Origin of the sequence: Thalassobius vesicularis, assembly GCF_004799325.1 — a bacterium.
In the GTDB taxonomy this organism is placed as follows: Bacteria; Pseudomonadota; Alphaproteobacteria; order Rhodobacterales; family Rhodobacteraceae; genus Thalassobius; species Thalassobius vesicularis.
The window spans coordinates 358,356-377,621 of sequence record NZ_SSMD01000002.1; the positions used below are offsets into that span (position 1 = coordinate 358,356).

A 19,266-nucleotide genomic window follows, 5' to 3' on the forward strand; every position below is an offset into this window, starting at 1 on the left:
ATGTTAATCAGAATATAATCAGCCCGCCGACCCGTACAAGGGGGCGTCAGGCGTATTCCGATTCCTCGCCCGTGCGATCCGTCTCGCGGTTCAGCGCGGCGCAGACGACGACAAAGGCCTCGACCGGTTCGCCCCGGTCCTGACGCAGCGCCGCGCGCTCGATCCGGACCGAGCCAAAGCCCGCATCCGACATCAGCCCGCGAATATAGTCCTCGCCATGGGCATAACGGCGCGAGGACAGCAGCGTGACGCTGTCGCCCAGCCCCGCCTCGGCGGTAAAGGCAAAGCGCCCTCCCGGGGCCAGCGCATGGGCGATCCAGGCGGTGATCCGCTCCAGCGCGCCCAAGTAGATGAACACGTCAGCGGCCAGGATGGTGTCCCATTGTTCGGGCCCGTGCTCCAGCCGCGCCAGGTCGCGCTTTTGCAGCTGGTGGTACAGCCCCTTGCCCCGCGCTCGATCCAGCATCCCGGCCGAGATGTCCCAGCCCTCCAGCCAGGTGGCGCGGCCGGCAATCGCCTGCCCCATCAGCCCGGTGCCGCAGCCCAGATCCAGCACCCGCCCCAGCGGCCCGTTCAGCGCCCCGGCCAGCAGGTCGGGCCCACAATAGCCCAGTTGATCGACCAGCGAGCGTTCGAACCGGGGGGCGTATTGGTCGAACAGGTTCTCGACAAAAGCCGAGGGCATGGTCTCGGCCATCGGCACGGCGCGCAGCAGGTCCAGCCGCAGCCCCGCGCCCAGCCGATCCGCCGGGTCCAACGCCTGCGCCCGCGCGAAGGCCTGCATCGCCTGATCCGTTTCGCCAGACGCCTCGGCCCAGTCGCCCAGCGCCATCCAGCCCGCCACCCAGCCCGGCACAGCGCCCAGCGTTTCCGCCATCAAACCGACGGCGGCGGCAGGATCGCCCGCACCGGCCAGCGAGCACGCGAATTGGTAACGGCGATCAACCGAGAGATCGCCCGAAGACGTCAGATGTACGGACATAGGGGGACTGCTTTTGCAAAAGAACACGGCACCGAGGGGACAGATCGGGCGGTGTCGTCAGGACGGATGCTCTTTCACCGGGGGCTCGTGCAGCAAGGAAATCTGGCGCCTATTTGGGCATGGCGCGGGCAAAGTCAAGATTCGTTTCAGAGCAGATTTGCCCCTTGATTTCAAAGGGAACCGTGCTCATCCTTTCCGCGCAACGTTACTAAACTATCGACTACCTGCACCGCCCTCGGCTCAGACCTCGATCTGTGAACTAACGAGCCGGGTTGTCGCACGACGCGGACAACGTTTTGCAGGAGTCACACGGCATGGCCACTGGCACCGTGAAATGGTTCAACACCACCAAAGGCTACGGCTTCATCAAGCCCGACAGCGGCAGCAAGGATGTGTTCGTGCACATCTCGGCCGTTGAAAAGGCAGGGCTGAAATCGCTGGCCGACAACCAGAAAGTCGTCTTCGAAATCCAGTCGGGCCGTGATGGGCGCGAACTGGCGACCGAGATCAAACTGGCCTGAACTTCGGGCAAGGGCGTCGGATTTTTTGAAAAAATCCGGACAAAATTCTTTCAAAGAATTTTGGGCGCGACGGGAACGCCGCGCCTTTTTCAATTCCGGGGCGCGATCTGCGCAATCATCTCTTGCACCTTTGGGCCCAGCGCCTGGACGATCAGCGCCACACCGTCGCGGTTGGGGTGAATGCCGTCTGCCTGGAACAGCGCCTGCAGATCGGCGGGCGAGCCTTCGCCCAGCCCTTCGAAAAAACTCGGCGCGAACACCGCGCCAAATTCCGCTGCCAACTCGGGATACATCGCGTCGAAGGCCTGCCGGTACTCGGGCCCGTAATTCGACGGTCCGGGCATGCCCACCAGCAGGATCGCCAGCCCGCGATCCTGCGCGATCTGCAAGATCCCCTTCAACTTCGCGCGCGACACCGCCGGGTCGATCCCGCGCAACATGTCGTTGCCGCCCAGCGTCACGATGATGCCCTGCACCTCGGGGGTCAGCGTCCAGTCCAGCCGCGCCAGACCGCCCGCCGTGGTGTCGCCCGACACGCCGCCTTGCAGCACCTGCACCTCCTGCCCCTGCGCGGTCAGCCAGCCTTGTAGCTGCGGCACGAACCCCTCGCCCTCGGCCAGCCCATAGCCTGCGGTCAGGCTATCGCCATAGGCGATGACCGCCATCGGTTGCGCCCATGCCGCCGGGACAGTCAGCAGAAGCACCGCCAGTGCCTTGCCCATCGCCGACCAACGCCCATATGAGAAGAAAGCCTTGAGGAAGAGAAGCATACGTATGTCCGATCCGGTGTTGTCGCTGTCTGGTGTTGGCCTGTCCCTGAACGGGAATGCCGGTCTGGTTGAAATCCTCCATGCCATCTCGCTGGATGTCCAGAGGGGCGAGTCGCTGGGCCTTGTTGGTCCGTCCGGCTCGGGCAAGTCGTCGCTCCTGATGCTGATGGGCGGGCTTGAAAGCGCCACAACCGGCACCATCACCGCCCTTGGGCAGGACCTGACCGCGATGTCCGAGGACCAGCTGGCCCGCTTTCGCCGTCAACATATGGGGGTGGTGTTCCAGTCTTTCCACCTGATCCCCACGATGACCGCGCTGGAAAACGTCGCCACCCCGCTGGAACTGGCTGGCCATGCCGACGCCTTTGACCGCGCGATGGAGGAGCTGCGCGCCGTCGGTCTGGCCGCGCGTGCCGATCACTACCCCTCCCAGATGTCGGGCGGCGAGCAGCAGCGCGTCGCGCTGGCCCGCGCCTCGGCCCCGCGCCCGCAGATCCTGCTGGCGGATGAGCCCACCGGCAATCTGGACGGCACCAACGGCACCGCGATCATCGAGCTGCTGTTCGGCCTGCGCGACCGCCACGGCGCGACGCTGGTGCTGGTCACCCATGCCGACGATCTGGCCAGCCGCTGCGACCGGGTGATCCGCCTGCGCGATGGCCGACTGGACGGAGACACCGCATGAGCCTGACCATCGCCGCCCGCTTTGCCCGGCGCGAGCTGCGCGGCGGCTTGCGCGGCTTTCGCATCTTTCTGGCCTGCCTGACGCTGGGCGTGGCTGCCATCGCCGGCGTCGGCTCTATCCGCGCGGGCATCGAGGCCGGTCTGGCCCGCGAAGGCGCGGCCCTGCTGGGCGGCGACGCCGAGATCGAGCTGACCTACCGCGCCGCCACCCCCGAGGAGCGCGCCTGGATGGACACCACCGCCGAGCGCGTGTCCGAGGTGATCGACTTCCGCTCGATGGTCGCCGTGGGCGAGGAACGCGGCCTGACGCAGGTCAAGGCCGTGGACAGCGCCTATCCGCTGGTGGGCACCGTCGCACTGGACCCCGCGATGCCGCTGGCCGACGCGTTGGCGGGCGACGGCACCCTGCCCGGCGCGGTGATGGAGCGCGTCCTGATCGACCGCATGGGCCTGACCGTGGGCGACACGTTCCGCCTTGGCACGCAGGATTTCCGCCTGATGGCCGCGCTGACGCGCGAACCCGACAGCGGTGCTGCGGGCTTTGGCCTTGGGCCGCGCACCATCGTCGCCTCGCCCGCGCTGGCGAACTCGGGCCTGCTGGTGGCGGGCTCGCTTTACGAGACGAAATACCGGCTGGATCTGCCCGCCGAACTGGACCTGCTCTCTGCCAAGGCCGCGGCCGAGGAAACCTTTGCAAACAAGGGGATGCGCTGGCGCGACGCCCGCAACGGCGCCCCCGGCATCGCCCGTTTCGTCGACCGTCTGGGCGCGTTTCTGGTGCTGGTCGGCCTCAGCGGTCTGGCCGTGGGCGGGGTCGGTGTCTCGGCCGCCGTGCGCGCCTATCTGGCTGGCAAAACCCACGTCATCGCCACCCTGCGCAGCCTTGGGGCCGAGCGGCGGGTGATCTTCCTGACCTATTTCCTGCAAATCGGCGCGCTGGCCCTGCTGGGCATCGCGCTGGGTCTGGCGCTGGGCGGTGGCGTGCCCGTCCTGCTGGCCCCGCTGCTGACCGCCGCGCTGCCGGTTCCCGCCGTCTTCGCGCTCTACCCCGAACCGCTGGCCGAGGCCGCCGTCTACGGCATCCTGACCGCGCTGATCTTCACCCTCTGGCCGCTGGCCCGCACCGGAGAAGTCAAGGCCGCCACCCTGTTCCGCGACGCGATGGCGGGCGCCCGCGCCCTGCCGCCGCTGCCCTTCGTGCTAGCCACCGCCGCGCTGGTGGCCGCGCTGGTGGGCGTGGCGGTGCTGTTCTCGGGCACCGTGACGCTGACCCTGTGGACCGCAGGCGGGCTGACCGGCGCGCTTGCCGTGCTGGCGCTGGCCGCCCTTGCCCTGCGCCGCCTGTCGCGCCGTTTCCGCCGCGCCGCGCGCGGTCGCCCCGCGCTGCGCTGGGCCATCGCGGCCATCGGCGGCACTCGGGACGAGGCAACGCCCGTCGTCCTGTCGCTGGGCCTTGGCCTTGCCGTGCTGGCCGCCGTGGGCCAGATCGACGGCAACCTGCGCCGCGCCATCTCGGGCAACTTGCCGGACATCGCGCCCAGCTATTTCTTCGTGGATATCCAGCGCGACCAGATGCCCGGCTTTCTGGACCGCGTGGAAAATGACCCCGCTGTCAGCAAGGTCGAATACGCCCCGATGCTGCGCGGTGTCGTCGCCCGCATCAACGACCGCCCCGCGACCGAGGTTGCCGGGGATCACTGGGTCGTGCGCGGCGATCGTGGCATCACCTATGCCGACGCCCAGCCCGCCAACACCCGCATCGTCGCCGGGGAATGGTGGCCGCTGGGCTATGACGGCCCGCCACAGATCAGCTTTGCCCGGGAAGAGGCCGAAGAGATCGGCCTGAGCCTTGGCGACACCATCACGCTCAACATTCTGGGGCGTGACATCACCGGCACGATCACTTCGTTCCGCGAGGTTGATTTCTCGACCGCCGGGATGGGGTTCGTCTTGGCCGTGAACGAGAACGCCCTGAAAGGCGCGCCGCACACCTTCATCGCCACCGTCTACGCCGAGCCTCAGGCCGAGGCGGCGATCCTGCGCGATCTGGCCAACCAGTTCCCCAACATCACCGCCATCCGCGTCCGCGACGCCATCGACCAGGTCTCGATCATGCTGAACGGCATCGCCAGCGCCACCTCTTGGGGGGCCGCTGCCACGCTGCTGACCGGCTTTCTGGTGCTGATCGGGGCCGCCGCCGCCGGCGAACAGGCCCGCAGCTACGAGGCGGCGATCCTGAAAACCCTCGGCGCCACCCGCGCCCGCATCCTGTCCAGCTTTGCCCTGCGTGCGGCCCTGCTGGGCGCCGGTGCGGGCCTTGTCGCACTGGCCGCGGGCATCACCGGCGGCTGGGCCGTGTCGCATTTCGTGATGGAGACCGAGTTCGCCGTGATCTGGCCCTCGGCCCTTGGCATCGTGGCGGGCGGCGTTCTGGCGACCCTGCTGGCCGGGCTTGGCTTTGCCCGCCGCAGCCTGGCGACTCGCCCCGCCCGAACCCTGCGATCGCGCGAATAGACGCGTTGCATCCGCCGCCCCCGGATGCAACCCATGAGGCAACCGCAGAATCACGCAGGCGACCGATGACCCAGACCCTTCCGCTCCCCGTCACCCCGCTGACCGCAGCCCAGCAGACCAGCCTTGTGAACCTTGTCCGCCGCGCCGCCAAGACCGAGATCCTGCCCCGGTTCCGCAACCTCTCGGCGCATCAGATCGACACCAAGTCCGGCCCGCAGGATCTGGTGACCGAGGCCGACATCGCCGCCGAAGCGATGATCGCGCGCGGTATCCTGCAGCTGTTCCCCAACGCCACCGTCATCGGCGAGGAAGCCGCCGCCAAAGACCCCTCCTTGCGCCAAAAGGCGGCCGAGGCCGAACTGGCCTTCATCATCGACCCGGTCGATGGCACGTGGAACTTTGCCCACGGCCTGCCGCTGTTCGGGGTGATCCTGGCCGCCACCCGCTATGGCCGCCCGGTGTTCGGCCTGCTGTACGATCCGATGGTCGACGACTGGATCATCGCGGACGACCAATCCCCCACCCGCATCGCCGGCGCCGGCCGGGCCGAGCGTCCGACCAGCGTCTCCAAACCCGGCGCGCTGGAAACCCTGTCGGGCATCATGCACTACTACCTGATGCCCAAGGACGCGCAGGCCAAACTGGCCCCGGTCCTGCCCAGCTTCTCGCGCATGGGCTCGATGCGGTGCTCATGCCACGAATACCGGACGCTGGCGCAGGGTGGCGTCGATTTCAACCTGTCCGGCATCCTGAACCCGTGGGACCACGCGGCGGGCGTGCTGCTGTGCCAACAGGCCGGGGGCGTCGCCAAGATGCTGGACGGGCGCGATTACAACATCGCGATCGAGGAGGGATACATCCTCTGCGCCGCCGATCAGGGCACCTGGGACACGCTGAAAACGCTGCTGTCGCCGTTGTACGAATAATGGACAGAATCGTACGTTTCGCGCTTGCCCCGTTGCTTCTGGCGCAGGCGCTGCGTACGCGAAAAACCGCGCTGATCCTGCCCGAAGCCGCCGGTCCAAGGGCCGGTCAGGCGGGCACGGGCCCGCGCTTGCGGCTGCTGGTTCTGGGCGATTCCTCGGCCGCTGGGGTCGGGGTTGATCATCAGGATCAGGCCCTGTCCGGGCATCTGGTGCGGGCGTTATCCACGGATTTTTCCGTTGAATGGCAACTACTTGCCAGCACCGGTGCCACCAGTTCCGACGCGCTGAGCGTGCTGCCGCAAGCCACCCCGCTGGACGTGGCCGTACTAGCCCTGGGCGTCAACGACGTCACCCGCCTGACCAGCCCGCAGCGGTTCGTGCATCACCAACGGCAATTGCTGCAGGGCCTGCGCGACCGCGGCGCGCGCCTGATCTGCGTCACCGCGATCCCACCAATGGGGGAATTTCCGTTACTTCCCAATCCCTTACGCTGGACCCTTGGCCGCCATGCCAGCCGTCTGCAACAGATGCGCGCCGCCCATCTGGCCGATTTCGCAGGCTATCACCCGTTGGATTTCGACCTGCCGCCAGACCCCGCGCTGATGCCCGAGGACGGGTTTCACCCGGGCCCCGAGGTCTATCGCCTGTGGGCCCAAACCGCCGCGCAGACCATCCGCACCCACTGGACGAAATAAAAAAGGCCCTGCAAAAGCAGGGCCTTAGCGTTATTCGGCTGCGTCCGCGTAATCCTCCATCGGGGGGCAGATGCACACCAGATTTCGGTCACCCCAGGCGTTGTCGACCCGGTTCACCGGCGGCCAATACTTGTCCACCCGGAACGCCCCCGGAGGGAAGCACCCCTGCTCGCGGCTATAGGGCCGTTCCCACGTGCCAACCAGGTCCTCGACCGTATGCGGCGCACGTTTCAGCGGGTTGTTTTCCGCGTCCAACTGCCCGTTTTCAACCGCGTCGATCTCGGCCCGGATGCCCAGCATGGCGTCGCAGAAGCGGTCCAGCTCGGCCTTGGTTTCGGATTCCGTCGGCTCTACCATCAGCGTTCCGGCAACGGGCCAGCTCATGGTCGGGGCGTGAAAACCGCAATCAATCAAGCGCTTAGCGATGTCGTCCACGGTAATGTGGGCGCTGTCGGCAAAGGGGCGCGTGTCTAGAATGCACTCATGCGCCACGCGGCCGGTCGGCCCCTTGAACAGCACGTCAAAGGCCCCCTCCAGCCGCTTGGCGATGTAGTTGGCGTTCAGGATCGCAACGCGCGTTGCCTGCGTCAGCCCGTCCCCGCCCATCATCAGGCAATAGGCCCAACTGATCGCCAGGATCGAGGCCGACCCGTAAGGCGCAGACGAAACCGGCCCCTCGGCCCCACCCGTTTCGGGATGGCCCGGCAGGTGCGGCACCAGGTGCGATTTGACCCCGATCGGCCCCATGCCGGGGCCGCCGCCGCCATGCGGGATGGCGAAAGTCTTGTGCAAATTCAAGTGGCTAACGTCCCCGCCCAGATCGCCGGGACGGGACAAGCCCACCATCGCGTTCATGTTGGCGCCGTCGATATAGACCTGCCCGCCATGCTCATGCGTGATGGCGCAGACCTCTTTCACGGTCTCCTCGAACACGCCATGCGTGCTGGGATAGGTGATCATGCAGCCCGCCAGATTTTCCGCGTGCTTCTGTGCCTTGGCGAGGAAATCGTTCAGGTCGATATCGCCGTTTTCCATCGACTGAACCGGTACCACCTTCCAGCCGACCATCTGGGCGCTGGCCGGGTTGGTGCCGTGCGCGCTCATCGGGATCAGGCAGACATTACGATGCCCCTGCCCGTTCGCCCGATGATAGGCCGCGATGGTCAGCAGCCCCGCATATTCCCCCTGAGCGCCGCTGTTGGGCTGCATGGAAAACGCGTCGTACCCCGTGATATCGCACAGTTTTTCCGACAGATCGCTGATCATCTCGGTGTAACCTGCGGCCTGATCGACGGGCACGAACGGGTGCAGATCGGCGAATTCGGGCCAGCTGATCGGCATCATCTCGGCGGCCGCGTTCAGCTTCATCGTGCACGACCCCAGCGGGATCATCGCCCGATCCAGCGCCAGATCGCGGTCGGCCAGACGACGCATGTAGCGCATCATCTCAGTCTCGGCGCGGTTCATGTGGAAAATCGGGTGCTTCAGGATTTCCGTCTCGCGCAACGCCACTTGCGGCAGCCGCCAATCGCCCGACCGATCGTCGTTGCGGGTGATCCCGAAGGCGCGCCAGACCGCCTCGATCGTGGCGGGCACGACGGCCTCGTCCAGCGTGATCCCCACCTTGGTGGTGCCGACCGGGCGCAGGTTTACGCCCTCGTCCACGGCCGATTTCAGCACCGCCTGTTGCAGCGGCCCGACCTCGACCATCACGGTGTCAAAGAAGGTCTCGGGTTCAACCTTGAAGCCCGCCTCCTCTAGCCCCTGGACCAGCCGCACGGCCTTGCGGTGGATGCGTTGCGCAATCGCGCGCAGCCCGTCCGGCCCGTGGAACACCGCGTACATCGAGGCCATGACCGCCAGCAGCGCCTGCGCCGTACACACGTTCGAGGTCGCCTTCTCGCGCCGGATATGCTGCTCGCGGGTTTGCAGCGACAGCCGGTAGGCCCGGTTGCCGCGCGCATCGATCGACACGCCGACCAGACGGCCCGGCATCGCGCGCTTATAGGCGTCGCGGCAGGCCATATAGGCCGCGTGCGGGCCGCCATAACCCAGAGGCACGCCAAACCGCTGGGTCGATCCGACGGCGATATCCGCCCCCATCGCCCCCGGTTCTTTCAACAAAACCAAGGCCATAGGATCAGCGATCACGATCCCCACGGCATTGGCGGCATGCAGCGCCTCCATCTCGGGGGTGAAATCGCGCACATGGCCATAGGTTCCCGGATACTGGAAAATCGCCCCGAACACCTGCGCCGGATCCAACGCCTCGGGCGCGCCAACGATCACCTCGATCCCCAGCGGCTCGGCCCGGGTCTGCATCACGGCGATGTTCTGCGGGTGGCAGTTCTCATCCACGAAAAACGCCTTGGCCTTCGACTTGGCCACACGCTGCGCCATGGTCATCGCCTCGGCCGCCGCCGTCGCCTCATCCAGAAGCGAGGCATTGGCAATCTCCAGCCCCGTCAGGTCGCTGACCATGGTCTGGTAGTTCAACAACGCCTCAAGCCGGCCCTGAGAAATCTCGGGCTGATAGGGCGTGTAGGCGGTGTACCAGGCCGGGTTTTCCAGGATATTGCGCTGGATCGCGGGCGGCGTGACCGTCCCGTGATATCCCATCCCGATCAGGCTGCTCAGAACCTTGTTCTTCTTGGCAACCTCTTTCATCCGGCGCAGCATCTGCCGCTCGCTCAGCGCCTTGCCAAAGGACAGCGGCGCCTCGGCCCGGATCGCGCGCGGCACGGTCTCGTCGATCAGCGCCTGCAGGCTGTCCACGCCCACCACCTTCAGCATCTCGGCCATCTCCGACGGAGACGGGCCGATATGACGGCGATTGGCAAAATCGTACGGCAGGTATTCGGTGGGCTTGAAGGCCATGGGCACCCTCATCGTTTCTTTCTGAAAAAAATACTCTCGCCAAAGGCTGGCCCCGGGCCCCCTCGATGGGGGCGCGGGGGCATCCCCGGTCCGGTCAGCCGATCAGCTCGGCATAGGCGTCTTCGTCCATGAACTGGTCCAGCTCGGACAGATCATCGATCTTCATCTTGAAGAACCACGCCTCGCCCAGCGGGTCCTGGTTCACCTTGCCCGGCTCGTCCACGATGGCCTCGTTGACCTCGACGATCTCGCCGTCCAGCGGTGCGGCGATGTCCGAGGCGGCCTTGACGCTTTCGATCACGGCCACTTCATCGCCGGTGGACACCATCGTGCCGATCTCGGGCAGTTCCACGAACACCACGTCGCCCAGCTGGGTCGAGGCGTGTTCGGTGATGCCGACGACGACCAGGTCGCCCTCGACGCGCAGCCATTCGTGTTCTTCGGTGAATTTGATCATGGGTCTTCTCCCTGAGTGTTTTATCGTTTGAAATTGGCCGGCACGAAGGGCAGCGCCACCACCTGCACCGGCAGTCGCTTGCCGCGCACTTCGCCGAACAGCTGGGTGCCGGGGGCGGACAGAGCCGCGGGCACATAGCCCATCGCCACGGGCCCGCCGACGCTGGGGCCGAACCCGCCCGAGGTGACGCGCCCGATCGCAACAGCTGCGGTCTCGGACTTAAACAGCTCGACGCCTTCGCGCATCGGGGCCCGCCCGTCCGGGCGCAGGCCGACGCGGCGCTCTGTCGGGCCTTCCTGCAATTCTCTCAGCACCGTGGGCGCGCCGGGGAAACCGCCGTCACGCGCACCGCCCTCGCGGCGGACCTTCTGGATCGCCCAGCCCAAGCCCGCCATCGCCGGTGTCGTGGTTTCGTCGATGTCATGGCCGTACAGGCACAGACCGCCCTCCAGCCGCAGGCTGTCGCGCGCGCCCAGCCCGATCGCCTCGACCCGCTCATCGGCCAGCAAGGCCCGTGCCAGCGTTTCGGCCGCCGCGACGGGGACCGAGATTTCGTACCCGTCCTCGCCCGTGTAGCCCGAGCGCGAGACCCAGCATTCCGCCCCGCACAGATCGACGGTGGCCACATCCATGAATTTCATCGCGGCCACGGCGGGGTTCAGCGCGGACAGCGCCGCCTCCGAGGCCGGGCCCTGCAGCGCAAGCAGCGCGCGGTCCTCGATCACCTCGACGGCGACCCCTTCGGGCATGTTGGCGCGCAGATGGGCGATGTCGGCGTCCTTGCAGGCGGCGTTAACCACCACAAAGACATGATCCCCACGGTTCGCCAGCATCAGGTCGTCCAGTATGCCGCCCGCATCATTGGTGAAAAAGCCATAGCGCTGACGGTTCAGCCCCAGCCCGGCCACATCGACCGGCACCAGCGCCTCCAGCGCCAGCGCGGCACTGCGGTAATCCGGCCCGCGCAGGATCACCTGCCCCATGTGGCTGACGTCGAACAGCCCGGCCTGTTCCCGCGTATGCAGGTGTTCCTTCATCACGCCCAGGGCGTATTGCACGGGCATTTCATAGCCCGCAAACGGCACCATCTTGGCGCCCAGCTCGCGGTGCAATCCGTCCAGTGGCAGCGATTTCAAGTCGGTCATAGGCATCCTCTGTTTTCACGAAACCGGACGGACCAAAGCCCTGTTCCGGCATCACACCCGCCACGGATGTGACGGAAAACTCGATGCCCCCTCTGTCCCTTCGCCTGAGATCGTTATCCCTTCGGCGGACGCGTACGCGCCTCTCTCCAGAGTGTTACTGCCTGATCGGTCCTTTGGGCCTGAGAGTTTCCGGGGCGGTTGCTCCTTCGGCACCGGATTACCCGGTTCTCCCGATCAGATGGGATTCTGCTTAGACGAGTCGCCTTCGCGCGGCAAGAGGTCGTTTTTCACGCGTGGCAGGCGATGGGCGACATGATTTCGATCAGCTGATGATTTCCGCACACCAGTTGATCCAGCGTGATGCCGTCCAAATGATTGTAGAATGCCTCGGCCGCGCCAGCGATCGCCAGCTTCAGGCGGCACGCCTCGACCAGCGGACAGGTGTTGTCCACGTCGGCAAAGCATTCGGCGATCGGCACGTTGCTTTCCAACTGCCGGAAAACGTCGCCAATCTGGATCTGATCCATCGCGCGACCCAGCTGAATGCCGCCATTTCGGCCCCGCTGCGTATGCAGATAGCCCAGTTGACCCAGCTGGTTGATGACCTGCGCCAAGTGGTTTTCCGAGGCGTTGCACCGCTCGGCAATCTCCGATTTCGTCACCAGCCTGCCCTCGTTCGAGGCACAGAACATCAGGACTCGGATCGCGATATTGGTTCGTTTGGTGATACGCACGGGCGGCTTCCCTTGGGTCAGAGTTGCCTGAGACTGCCGAAATCCGGCAGATTTGGGATTGATATGGATCAAGGCTGCGACATTTTATCTACATCATGGATGCATTTTTCTTTGGCTACGGCTCACTGGTGAACCGAAAAACCCATGATTACGGGCTGGCCTACCCGGCCCGCGCCCGTGGTTGGCGGCGGATATGGCGGCACACGGCGCTGCGCCCCGTGGCGTTCCTGACCGCCGTCCCGGATTCGGGGACCGAGATCGACGGGCTGATCGCGCCGGTTCCCAATGGCGACTGGCGGGCGCTGGATGCCCGCGAACACGCCTATGACCGCGTGCGTCTGGTGGACCTGCCGCATCACCCCCTGCCCTTCACGCCGGACGTCGCGATCTACGCCATCCCCGAGGGCAAGCACGGCGCGCCCACGATGGCCCACCCGGTTCTGCTGAGCTATCTGGACGTGGTCGTGCAGGGCTACCTGACCGAGTTCGGAGAGGAGGGCGTCGCCCGCTTCTTTGACACCACGGAGGGCTGGGATGCCCCGATTTTGAACGACCGCAGCCACCCCCATTACCCGCGCCACCAGGATCTGAGCCCGTCAGAAACCGATCTGGTGGACGCCTGGCTGCGCCAGCTAAAGGCCCGCGTGGTGCATCTGGACGACCACCCGCCGATCCCGCGCACGGCCAATTGACCGGGACCGGGACCAAACCCTCCACCACTGGAAGGTTTGCGTCACCCCGCCGCACCTGCCCCGCAATCCGCTGATTTTATTGAATTTTCCATGAATTTCCGTCAATTTGGACAGCTATATGTCGCGCCTGCCCCTTGTGGTGCGTATTGTGAAACACATATTGTTTTTCGAATATCATTTCGAACTCCAATACGGACAGGCAGGCGATCATGCAGCGCACAATCGACACAGCAGACACTCTGGACACCCTGAAGGCGCAAATCAGCGGCATGGGGCAGCGTTGGAAATACATGATCGACCAGGCCGAACAGCAGGTCTCCGCCACCGTTCAGACCGCCGAGCCGGTCGAGACTCCGATCTCGGACCCGGGCGATCCGTCGCGGCCGGAAAAACTGTTTGAACCCTATGACATGGGCGACATCTCGACCCTGCTGTTCATGCTGGAAGAAGAGAAGATGGCGGGCGATTTGTACGAAACCTTCGGAGATTTGTACGGTGCGCGGATATTCGACAACATCGCCGCCTCCGAGGACAACCATTTCAACGCGCTGCTGGCGCAGGCGGACCAGATGGGCCTGTTCATCGACAGCTTCGTCTTTGCCGAGGCGGGCGAGTTCCAGAACGATGAAATCCAGGCGCTGTACGACAGCTTGCTGGCGCAGGGTAGCCAGTCGCTGACCGATGCGTTCGAGGTCGGCGTGCTGATCGAGCTGACGGATATCGACGACATCACCGCCGCAATGGCCGGGGTCGAAGGCACGGCGCTGGAGGATGTCTATCAGAACCTGCTGGATGGCTCTCTGAACCATTTGGCGGCGTTCGAAGGACAGCTTGCCTGACGAAAAAGGGCCAGCCGCCGGGCTGGCCCTTTTGTCATGTCGGGTCGTGCCAGATCAGCCGCGCGCGCGGATCACCTGCAGCAGCGGCATCAGATCACCCATGTCCGGGCCATGCGCCTGACCGGTCAGCGCCTTGCGCAGCGGCATGAACAGGCCCTTGCCCTTGCGGCCGGTCGCCTCTTTCACGGCGTTGGTCCAGCTTTTCCAGGTGCCCGCGTCGAACGGCCCTTCGGGCAGCATGGTCATCGCCTGAGCAATGAACTCGCGATCCTCGTCATCAATCGCAGGCTCGGCCCCGTCACGGCACAGCGCCCACCAGCCAGCCAGATCGGCCTTCACGGTGATGTTGTCGCGGGTCACGGTCCAGAACTGCTCGGCCAGGGCATCCGGCACACCCAGCGCGCGGATGTCATCGGCCACGGCCGAATAGGGCAGCGTCTGCAGGTAGTGCGAGGTCAGCGGGAACAGGTCCTGCACGTCGAACTTGGTCGGGGCCGCGCCGAATTGCGACAGGTCGAACCCGTCGGCGATTTCGTCCAGCGTGGTGCGCAGCTCGACCGGCTGGGACGAGCCCAGACGCGCCATCAGCGACAGCAGTGCGGCAGGCTGCACGCCCTGTTCGCGCAGGTCCTTGATCGCCAGCGCGCCCAGACGCTTCGACAGCGCCTCGCCCTGCGCGCCGGTCAGCAGCGAGTGGTGGGCAAAGGACGGCGCCGAGAAGCCAAGCGCCTCCATGATCTGGATCTGCGTCGCGGTGTTGGTCACGTGGTCCGAGCCGCGCACGATATGCGTCACACCCATGTCCGTGTCGTCCACCACTGAGGCCAGCGTGTACAGCACCTGACCATCGGCGCGGATCAGCACCGGGTCCGACACCGAGGCCGCATCAATCGAGATGTCGCCCAGAATGCCGTCGGCCCACTCGATCCGCTCCTGCTTCAGCAGGAAACGCCAGTAGCCGCCCCGCTCGGCCCGCAGATTTTCCTTGTCGGCGTCCGACAGGCTCAGCGCGGCGCGGTCATAGACCGGCGGCTTGCCCATGTTCAGCTGCTTCTTGCGCTTCAGGTCCAGCTCGGTCGGGCTTTCGAAGCACTCGTAGAACCGGCCCATGTCGCGCAGCTTTTGTGCGGCGTCCTCGTAGCGGTCCAGGCGCAGCGACTGACGCTCCAGCCGGTCCCAGGTCAGGCCCAGCCATTCCAGATCGCGCTGCAACTGATCGACGTATTCCTCTTTCGAGCGTTCCTGATCGGTGTCGTCGATCCGCAGGATAAAGGTGCCGCCGGTCTTGCGGGCGATCAGATAGTTCATCAGCGCGGTGCGCAGGTTGCCCACGTGGATATAGCCGGTGGGCGAAGGGGCAAAACGGGTGGTGGTCATGTATGTACTCCTGTTGACCGCCCCATGTCACAGATGCGCGGATTTGTCCAGAAAGGCCCCCGCAACCGCGCATTTTCACGATGTCGTGAATGGAACAGCCAACAATCCGGACTGCGCTATCCTTCGTACAGTCATCACGCTGACAGGAGGAAACGCGCCGTGACGAAGTCCCCCTATATCACCCGCCGTTCGGCCCTGATGGGTGCCGCTGCCCTGCCGCTGGTTGCCGCATCCGGACGCGCCTTTGCCGCCGCCGAAATGCTGGGCATGGCCCCGCCGAAATTCAACCGCTTCAAGCTGGGCGGATTCGAGGTCACCGCCATCCTGGCCGGCACCCGCACCGTCCCCGACCCGCAAACCATCTTCGGGATGAACGTCACGCCCGAGGAATTCGCCTCGGTCTCGGCGGCCAACAACATCCCCACCGACAAGGCGCAGTTCTTCTTCACCCCCACCGTCGTCAATACCGGGGCCGAGTTGATCCTGTTCGACACCGGCCTGCAGGGCCCCGCCACCGTCGCCGCGTTGCAGGCGGCCGGCTATTCCGCCGACCAGATCGACGTCGTCGTCCTCACCCACATGCATGGCGATCATATCGGTGGCCTGATGACCGACGGCACACCGACCTTTGCCAACGCCCGCTACATCACCGGCGCGGCCGAGTTCGACGCCTGGGACATGGCCGGCAACGAAGGCTTCGAGAAAAACGTCCGCCCGCTGGCAGAGAAGATGACCATGCTGGACGATGGCGGCGCAGTCGCCAGTGGCGTCACGGGAATGCTGGCCCCCGGCCATACCCCCGGCCACATGGCCTATCACATCGAAAGCAACGGCAAGCAGCTGGTCCTTGGCGCCGATTTCGCCAACCACTACGTCTGGTCGCTCGCCTATCCCGACTGGGAGGTAAAGTTCGACCGCGACAAGGCCCAGGCCGCCCAAACCCGCCGCAAGATGCTGGACATGATGGCCGCCGACAAGACCCCCTTCATCGGCTACCACATGCCCTTCCCGGCCCTCGGCTATGTCGAGCCACGCGGCGACGGCTTCCACTACGTCCCGGCCTCGTACCAGATGATGATCGAAGGCTGACCTGGCTTCTTTCTGATCACAAATACTCAGGGGGTCTGGGGGCATCGCCCCCAGGCGCTCACCGAAATGCCGGACCGTGGGCCCAGATCGTCAGCGAATGCCGCCCGCCCGCCGTCACCGGCACAACCCTGTGCAACAGCATCGACGGAAACAGCGTCGCACAGCCCTGCGCCCGATCCGCCGAGATCACGTGGTTCGACGGCATGACTTCCAGCCCGCCACCCTCGTACTCCGATCCGGGCGTCAATTGGATCACCATCGTCAGCTTCCGCTTCGAGGCCAAAACCCCCTCGCCAATATCGGAATGCCAGTCGAAATGCCCCTCACGCTCGGCTCCATAGCGCGCGACTTGCGGGCTCTCCGCAAACTCACGCAGGTCGAAATCATAGACATCCCGGTTGGCCTCGCGCACCAGATCGATGATCCGGTCCATCACCCAATCCGTCCCCGCCACGTCATCCAGCCAGACCAGATCGGCCCGCCGGATGTTGTGATCGCTGTTCTGCTTGACCAGACCGGCATCCTGACTGGGCTGAGCCGCCACGATCGTCAGGATTTCATTGCATTGATCGATCGAAAACGCGTTGGGTATCGAATGCACGCTCAGCATTACAGGGTCCTTCCAAAGTCCAGAGCGCCCGTTTAACGTCGCCCGCCCAACCGTCCCGCCTGTTTGCGTCACCTCCGCCGAAAAACGACATCGCCGCGCGATTGCATTCCCGACGTCAGCCGCCATATCTGGGGCATGAGCCATACCACCGACATCGACCGCATCGAACACTTTGCGCGCCAGACCGTGGCGCAACTGCCCGACCCCTTCCGCAAAGCGGCGGCAGAGGTTGTCTTGCAGGTGACCGACTGGCCCGCGCGGGACATGCTGGACGAGATGGAGATCGACGACCCGCTAGAGCTGACGGGCCTCTACGAAGGCATTCCCATGACACACAAATCTGTCTGGGATCAGCCCCAAGGCCCTGACATCGTGTGGCTTTTCGCCCAACCCATCCTGCACGAATGGCGCGAGCGCGGGAATGTCACGCTGCAAGAGCTGGTGGCCCATGTCACCACACACGAATTCGCGCATCACTTCGGCTGGAGCGACGACGACATCGCCAGCATCGACCGCTGGTGGGAATGACCAACGGTTGAGCCGCAAAATTCTTTCAAAGAATTTTGACCGGATTTCTTCAAGAAATCCGGTCCGCGCTCAGCTCGGATCGCGCCAGCGGTTGGCGATGGGGTAACGCCGATCCAGCCAGAAGGCGCGCGGGCTCAGGCGTGCGCCCGGCGCGGACTGGAAGCGTTTGTATTCGCTGATGTAGAGCAGATGCTCGACCCGTTTCACCGTGTCCCGCTCGAACCCGGCTGCCACGCAATCGGCTACGCTGGCCTCACCATCCACCAGCATTTCCAGGATCGCGTCCAGCACCGGATAGGGCGGCAGGCTGTCCTCGTCCTTCTGGTCGGGGCGCAGCTCGGCCGAGGGGGGCTTGTCGATGATCGTCACCGGGATCACTTCACCCGCGGGGCCCGCCATCCAGTCGGCGTGATGGTTGGCGTTGCGCCATCGGCAGCACTCGAAGACGCGCGTTTTGTACATGTCCTTGATCGGATTGTACCCCCCGGCCATATCGCCATAGATCGTGGCATAGCCAACCGCGACCTCGGACTTGTTGCCGGTGGTCAGCAGCATTTCCCCGAACTTGTTGGACAGCGCCATCAGCAGCAGCCCACGCAGGCGGGACTGGATGTTTTCCTCGGTCAGGTCGGGTTTGGTGCCGGCAAACAGCGGGGCCAGCGTGTTGGTGATGGCCTGACGCCCCTCGGCGATCGGCACGTAGTCGTAGCGGCAGCCCAGGCGTTCGGCGATATCCTTGGCGTCGTCCAGCGACCCTTGCGAGGTATACTCGGACGGCAGCATCACGCAGCGCACGTTTTCGGCCCCCAAGGCATCCACGGCGATCGTTGCCACCAGCGCGGAATCAATTCCGCCGGACAGGCCAAGCAAAACCTTGCCGAAGCCCGTCTTGCCGCAATAGTCGCGCAGAGCCTCGACCATGCAGCGGTAATCCTGCTCCATCGCGTCGGGCTGATGGGCCAGTTCGCCGGGGCGGACACGCCAGCCCTCGGGGGTGCGGTCCAGGTCGATATGCACGATGGCGGTGTCGAACACGGGCAGTTGCACGGCCAGTTCGCCATGCGGGTTCAGCACGAAGCTGCCGCCGTCAAAGACCTGATCGTCCTGACCGCCGACCATGTTCAGATAGATCAGCGGCAGACCGGTCTCGACCACGCGGGCGACCATCATGTTCTGGCGCACTTCCATCTTGCCGCGGAAGTAGGGGCTGCCGTTCGGCACCAGCAGGAAATCGGCCCCGGTTTCGGCCAGCGTCTCGGCCACGTCCTCGTGCCAGGCGTCCTCGCAGATCGGGCTGCCGATGCGCACATCGCCCACGGAATAAGGGCCGCCGATGTCCCCGCTGGAAAAAACGCGCACCTCGTCGAACACGGTTTCATTGGGCAGGTGATGCTTCAGAACGGTTGCCGAAACCTTGCCGCCCTTGAGGACGTAATAGCCATTAAACAGCTGCCCGTCCTGCACCACTGGCCCGCCGATCCCCAGTGCGGGGCCGTCGGCGGTTTGCGGGGCCAGCGCCTCGATGGCGGCGATGGCGGCCTGGTGAAAGGCGGGCTTCATCACCAGATCCTGGGTGTTGTAGCCGGTGATGAACATCTCGGTCAGGGCCACCATGTCGGCACCTGCCTTGCGGCCTTCGTCCCACGCGTTCAGCGCCTTGGCGGCATTGCCGGCAAGGTCGCCCAGCACGGGATTGAGCTGCGCAAGTGTCAGGCGGAAAGTGTCGGACATGGCCGGCCCCCGGTTCGCTTCGTCCCCCCCGATTTAGCAGACTTCCCGCCGAGGGAAAGCCGCTTTGGGCAAAAGCCGTTGTCTCTGGCACGGGG

Annotated in this window: 18 protein-coding genes and 1 riboswitch; of the genes, 9 read left to right on the forward strand and 9 right to left on the reverse strand. The window is 65.2% G+C overall.

Features of this window, described 5'->3' with window-relative positions:
• Positions 1–46 precede the first annotated feature (46 nt).
• Positions 47–982, reverse strand: coding sequence for a methyltransferase domain-containing protein (locus E7681_RS05590; protein WP_136338281.1), 936 nt, complete (start codon positions 980–982; stop codon positions 47–49).
• Positions 983–1,296: 314 nt separating this feature from the next.
• On the opposite strand from E7681_RS05590, the gene E7681_RS05595 reads away from it, so the two are divergent.
• On the forward strand, positions 1,297–1,503 hold the full coding sequence (locus tag E7681_RS05595; RefSeq protein WP_136338282.1) for a cold-shock protein: 207 nt from the start codon (positions 1,297–1,299) through the stop codon (positions 1,501–1,503).
• Positions 1,504–1,592: 89 nt separating this feature from the next.
• On the opposite strand, the gene E7681_RS05600 is transcribed toward E7681_RS05595, so the two are convergent.
• On the reverse strand, positions 1,593–2,273 hold the full coding sequence (locus E7681_RS05600) for an arylesterase (protein ID WP_246032411.1): 681 nt from the start codon (positions 2,271–2,273) through the stop codon (positions 1,593–1,595).
• A 4-nt stretch (positions 2,274–2,277) separates the two neighbouring features.
• Here E7681_RS05600 and E7681_RS05605 point away from each other — a divergent pair, with 4 nt between their 5' ends.
• From E7681_RS05605 to E7681_RS05620, 4 genes are all read left to right on the forward strand, one after another.
• Entirely contained in the window at positions 2,278–2,958 is a 681-nt protein-coding gene (locus E7681_RS05605) for an ABC transporter ATP-binding protein (RefSeq protein ID WP_136338284.1), read from the forward strand.
• Complete coding sequence (locus tag E7681_RS05610) at positions 2,955–5,471, forward strand: ABC transporter permease (protein WP_136338285.1); 2,517 nt, start codon at positions 2,955–2,957, stop codon at positions 5,469–5,471. Before E7681_RS05605 ends, E7681_RS05610 begins: the two co-directional genes overlap by 4 nt.
• A gap of 65 nt (positions 5,472–5,536) precedes the next feature.
• Positions 5,537–6,397, forward strand: coding sequence for an inositol monophosphatase family protein (locus tag E7681_RS05615; RefSeq protein ID WP_136338286.1), 861 nt, complete (start codon positions 5,537–5,539; stop codon positions 6,395–6,397).
• A complete protein-coding gene (locus tag E7681_RS05620) occupies positions 6,397–7,092 on the forward strand; it encodes an SGNH/GDSL hydrolase family protein (RefSeq protein ID WP_136338287.1) in 696 nt (231 codons plus the stop codon). The genes E7681_RS05615 and E7681_RS05620 overlap by 1 nt, the downstream gene beginning before the upstream one ends.
• Positions 7,093–7,122: 30 nt before the next feature.
• Here the strand turns inward: E7681_RS05620 and gcvP are convergent, their stop codons facing one another.
• The 4 genes from gcvP to E7681_RS05640 form a co-directional block, all read right to left on the reverse strand.
• The gene (gene gcvP, locus E7681_RS05625) at positions 7,123–9,969 is read right to left on the reverse strand and encodes an aminomethyl-transferring glycine dehydrogenase (RefSeq protein ID WP_136338288.1); all 2,847 of its coding nucleotides are present in this window, start codon (positions 9,967–9,969) and stop codon (positions 7,123–7,125) included.
• A 94-nt stretch (positions 9,970–10,063) separates the two neighbouring features.
• Positions 10,064–10,423 carry a glycine cleavage system protein GcvH gene (gene gcvH, locus E7681_RS05630; RefSeq protein ID WP_136338466.1) on the reverse strand — a complete coding sequence of 120 codons (360 nt, stop codon included), beginning with the start codon at positions 10,421–10,423 and terminating at the stop codon, positions 10,064–10,066.
• 23 nt (positions 10,424–10,446) lie between these two features.
• Entirely contained in the window at positions 10,447–11,571 is a 1,125-nt protein-coding gene (gcvT, locus tag E7681_RS05635; RefSeq protein WP_136338289.1) for a glycine cleavage system aminomethyltransferase GcvT, read from the reverse strand.
• A gap of 156 nt (positions 11,572–11,727) precedes the next feature.
• A riboswitch (glycine riboswitch) is annotated at positions 11,728–11,814 on the reverse strand.
• 44 nt (positions 11,815–11,858) lie between these two features.
• Positions 11,859–12,305, reverse strand: coding sequence for an RrF2 family transcriptional regulator (locus tag E7681_RS05640; RefSeq protein ID WP_136338290.1), 447 nt, complete (start codon positions 12,303–12,305; stop codon positions 11,859–11,861).
• A gap of 95 nt (positions 12,306–12,400) precedes the next feature.
• On the opposite strand from E7681_RS05640, the gene E7681_RS05645 reads away from it, so the two are divergent.
• Complete coding sequence (locus E7681_RS05645) at positions 12,401–12,997, forward strand: gamma-glutamylcyclotransferase family protein (protein WP_246032412.1); 597 nt, start codon at positions 12,401–12,403, stop codon at positions 12,995–12,997.
• 209 nt (positions 12,998–13,206) lie between these two features.
• Positions 13,207–13,836 (forward strand): ferritin-like domain-containing protein, encoded by a 630-nt coding sequence (locus E7681_RS05650; protein WP_136338292.1) that lies wholly within the window; start codon positions 13,207–13,209, stop codon positions 13,834–13,836.
• 54 nt (positions 13,837–13,890) lie between these two features.
• Here the strand turns inward: E7681_RS05650 and gltX are convergent, their stop codons facing one another.
• The gene (gene gltX, locus E7681_RS05655) at positions 13,891–15,213 is read right to left on the reverse strand and encodes a glutamate--tRNA ligase (RefSeq protein ID WP_136338293.1); all 1,323 of its coding nucleotides are present in this window, start codon (positions 15,211–15,213) and stop codon (positions 13,891–13,893) included.
• A gap of 159 nt (positions 15,214–15,372) precedes the next feature.
• Between gltX and E7681_RS05660 the strand changes: the two genes are divergently transcribed.
• Positions 15,373–16,302: an MBL fold metallo-hydrolase gene (locus tag E7681_RS05660; RefSeq protein ID WP_246032413.1), complete on the forward strand. Its 930-nt coding sequence runs from the start codon at positions 15,373–15,375 to the stop codon at positions 16,300–16,302.
• A 58-nt stretch (positions 16,303–16,360) separates the two neighbouring features.
• Here E7681_RS05660 and E7681_RS05665 read toward each other — a convergent pair whose 3' ends face one another.
• Positions 16,361–16,912: a 2OG-Fe(II) oxygenase gene (locus E7681_RS05665; protein WP_136338294.1), complete on the reverse strand. Its 552-nt coding sequence runs from the start codon at positions 16,910–16,912 to the stop codon at positions 16,361–16,363.
• A gap of 135 nt (positions 16,913–17,047) precedes the next feature.
• Between E7681_RS05665 and E7681_RS05670 the strand changes: the two genes are divergently transcribed.
• Positions 17,048–17,440: a metallopeptidase family protein gene (locus E7681_RS05670; RefSeq protein WP_136338295.1), complete on the forward strand. Its 393-nt coding sequence runs from the start codon at positions 17,048–17,050 to the stop codon at positions 17,438–17,440.
• Between the two features lie 69 nt (positions 17,441–17,509).
• Here E7681_RS05670 and E7681_RS05675 read toward each other — a convergent pair whose 3' ends face one another.
• Positions 17,510–19,171 carry an NAD+ synthase gene (locus tag E7681_RS05675; protein ID WP_136338296.1) on the reverse strand — a complete coding sequence of 554 codons (1,662 nt, stop codon included), beginning with the start codon at positions 19,169–19,171 and terminating at the stop codon, positions 17,510–17,512.
• Positions 19,172–19,266 lie beyond the last annotated feature (95 nt).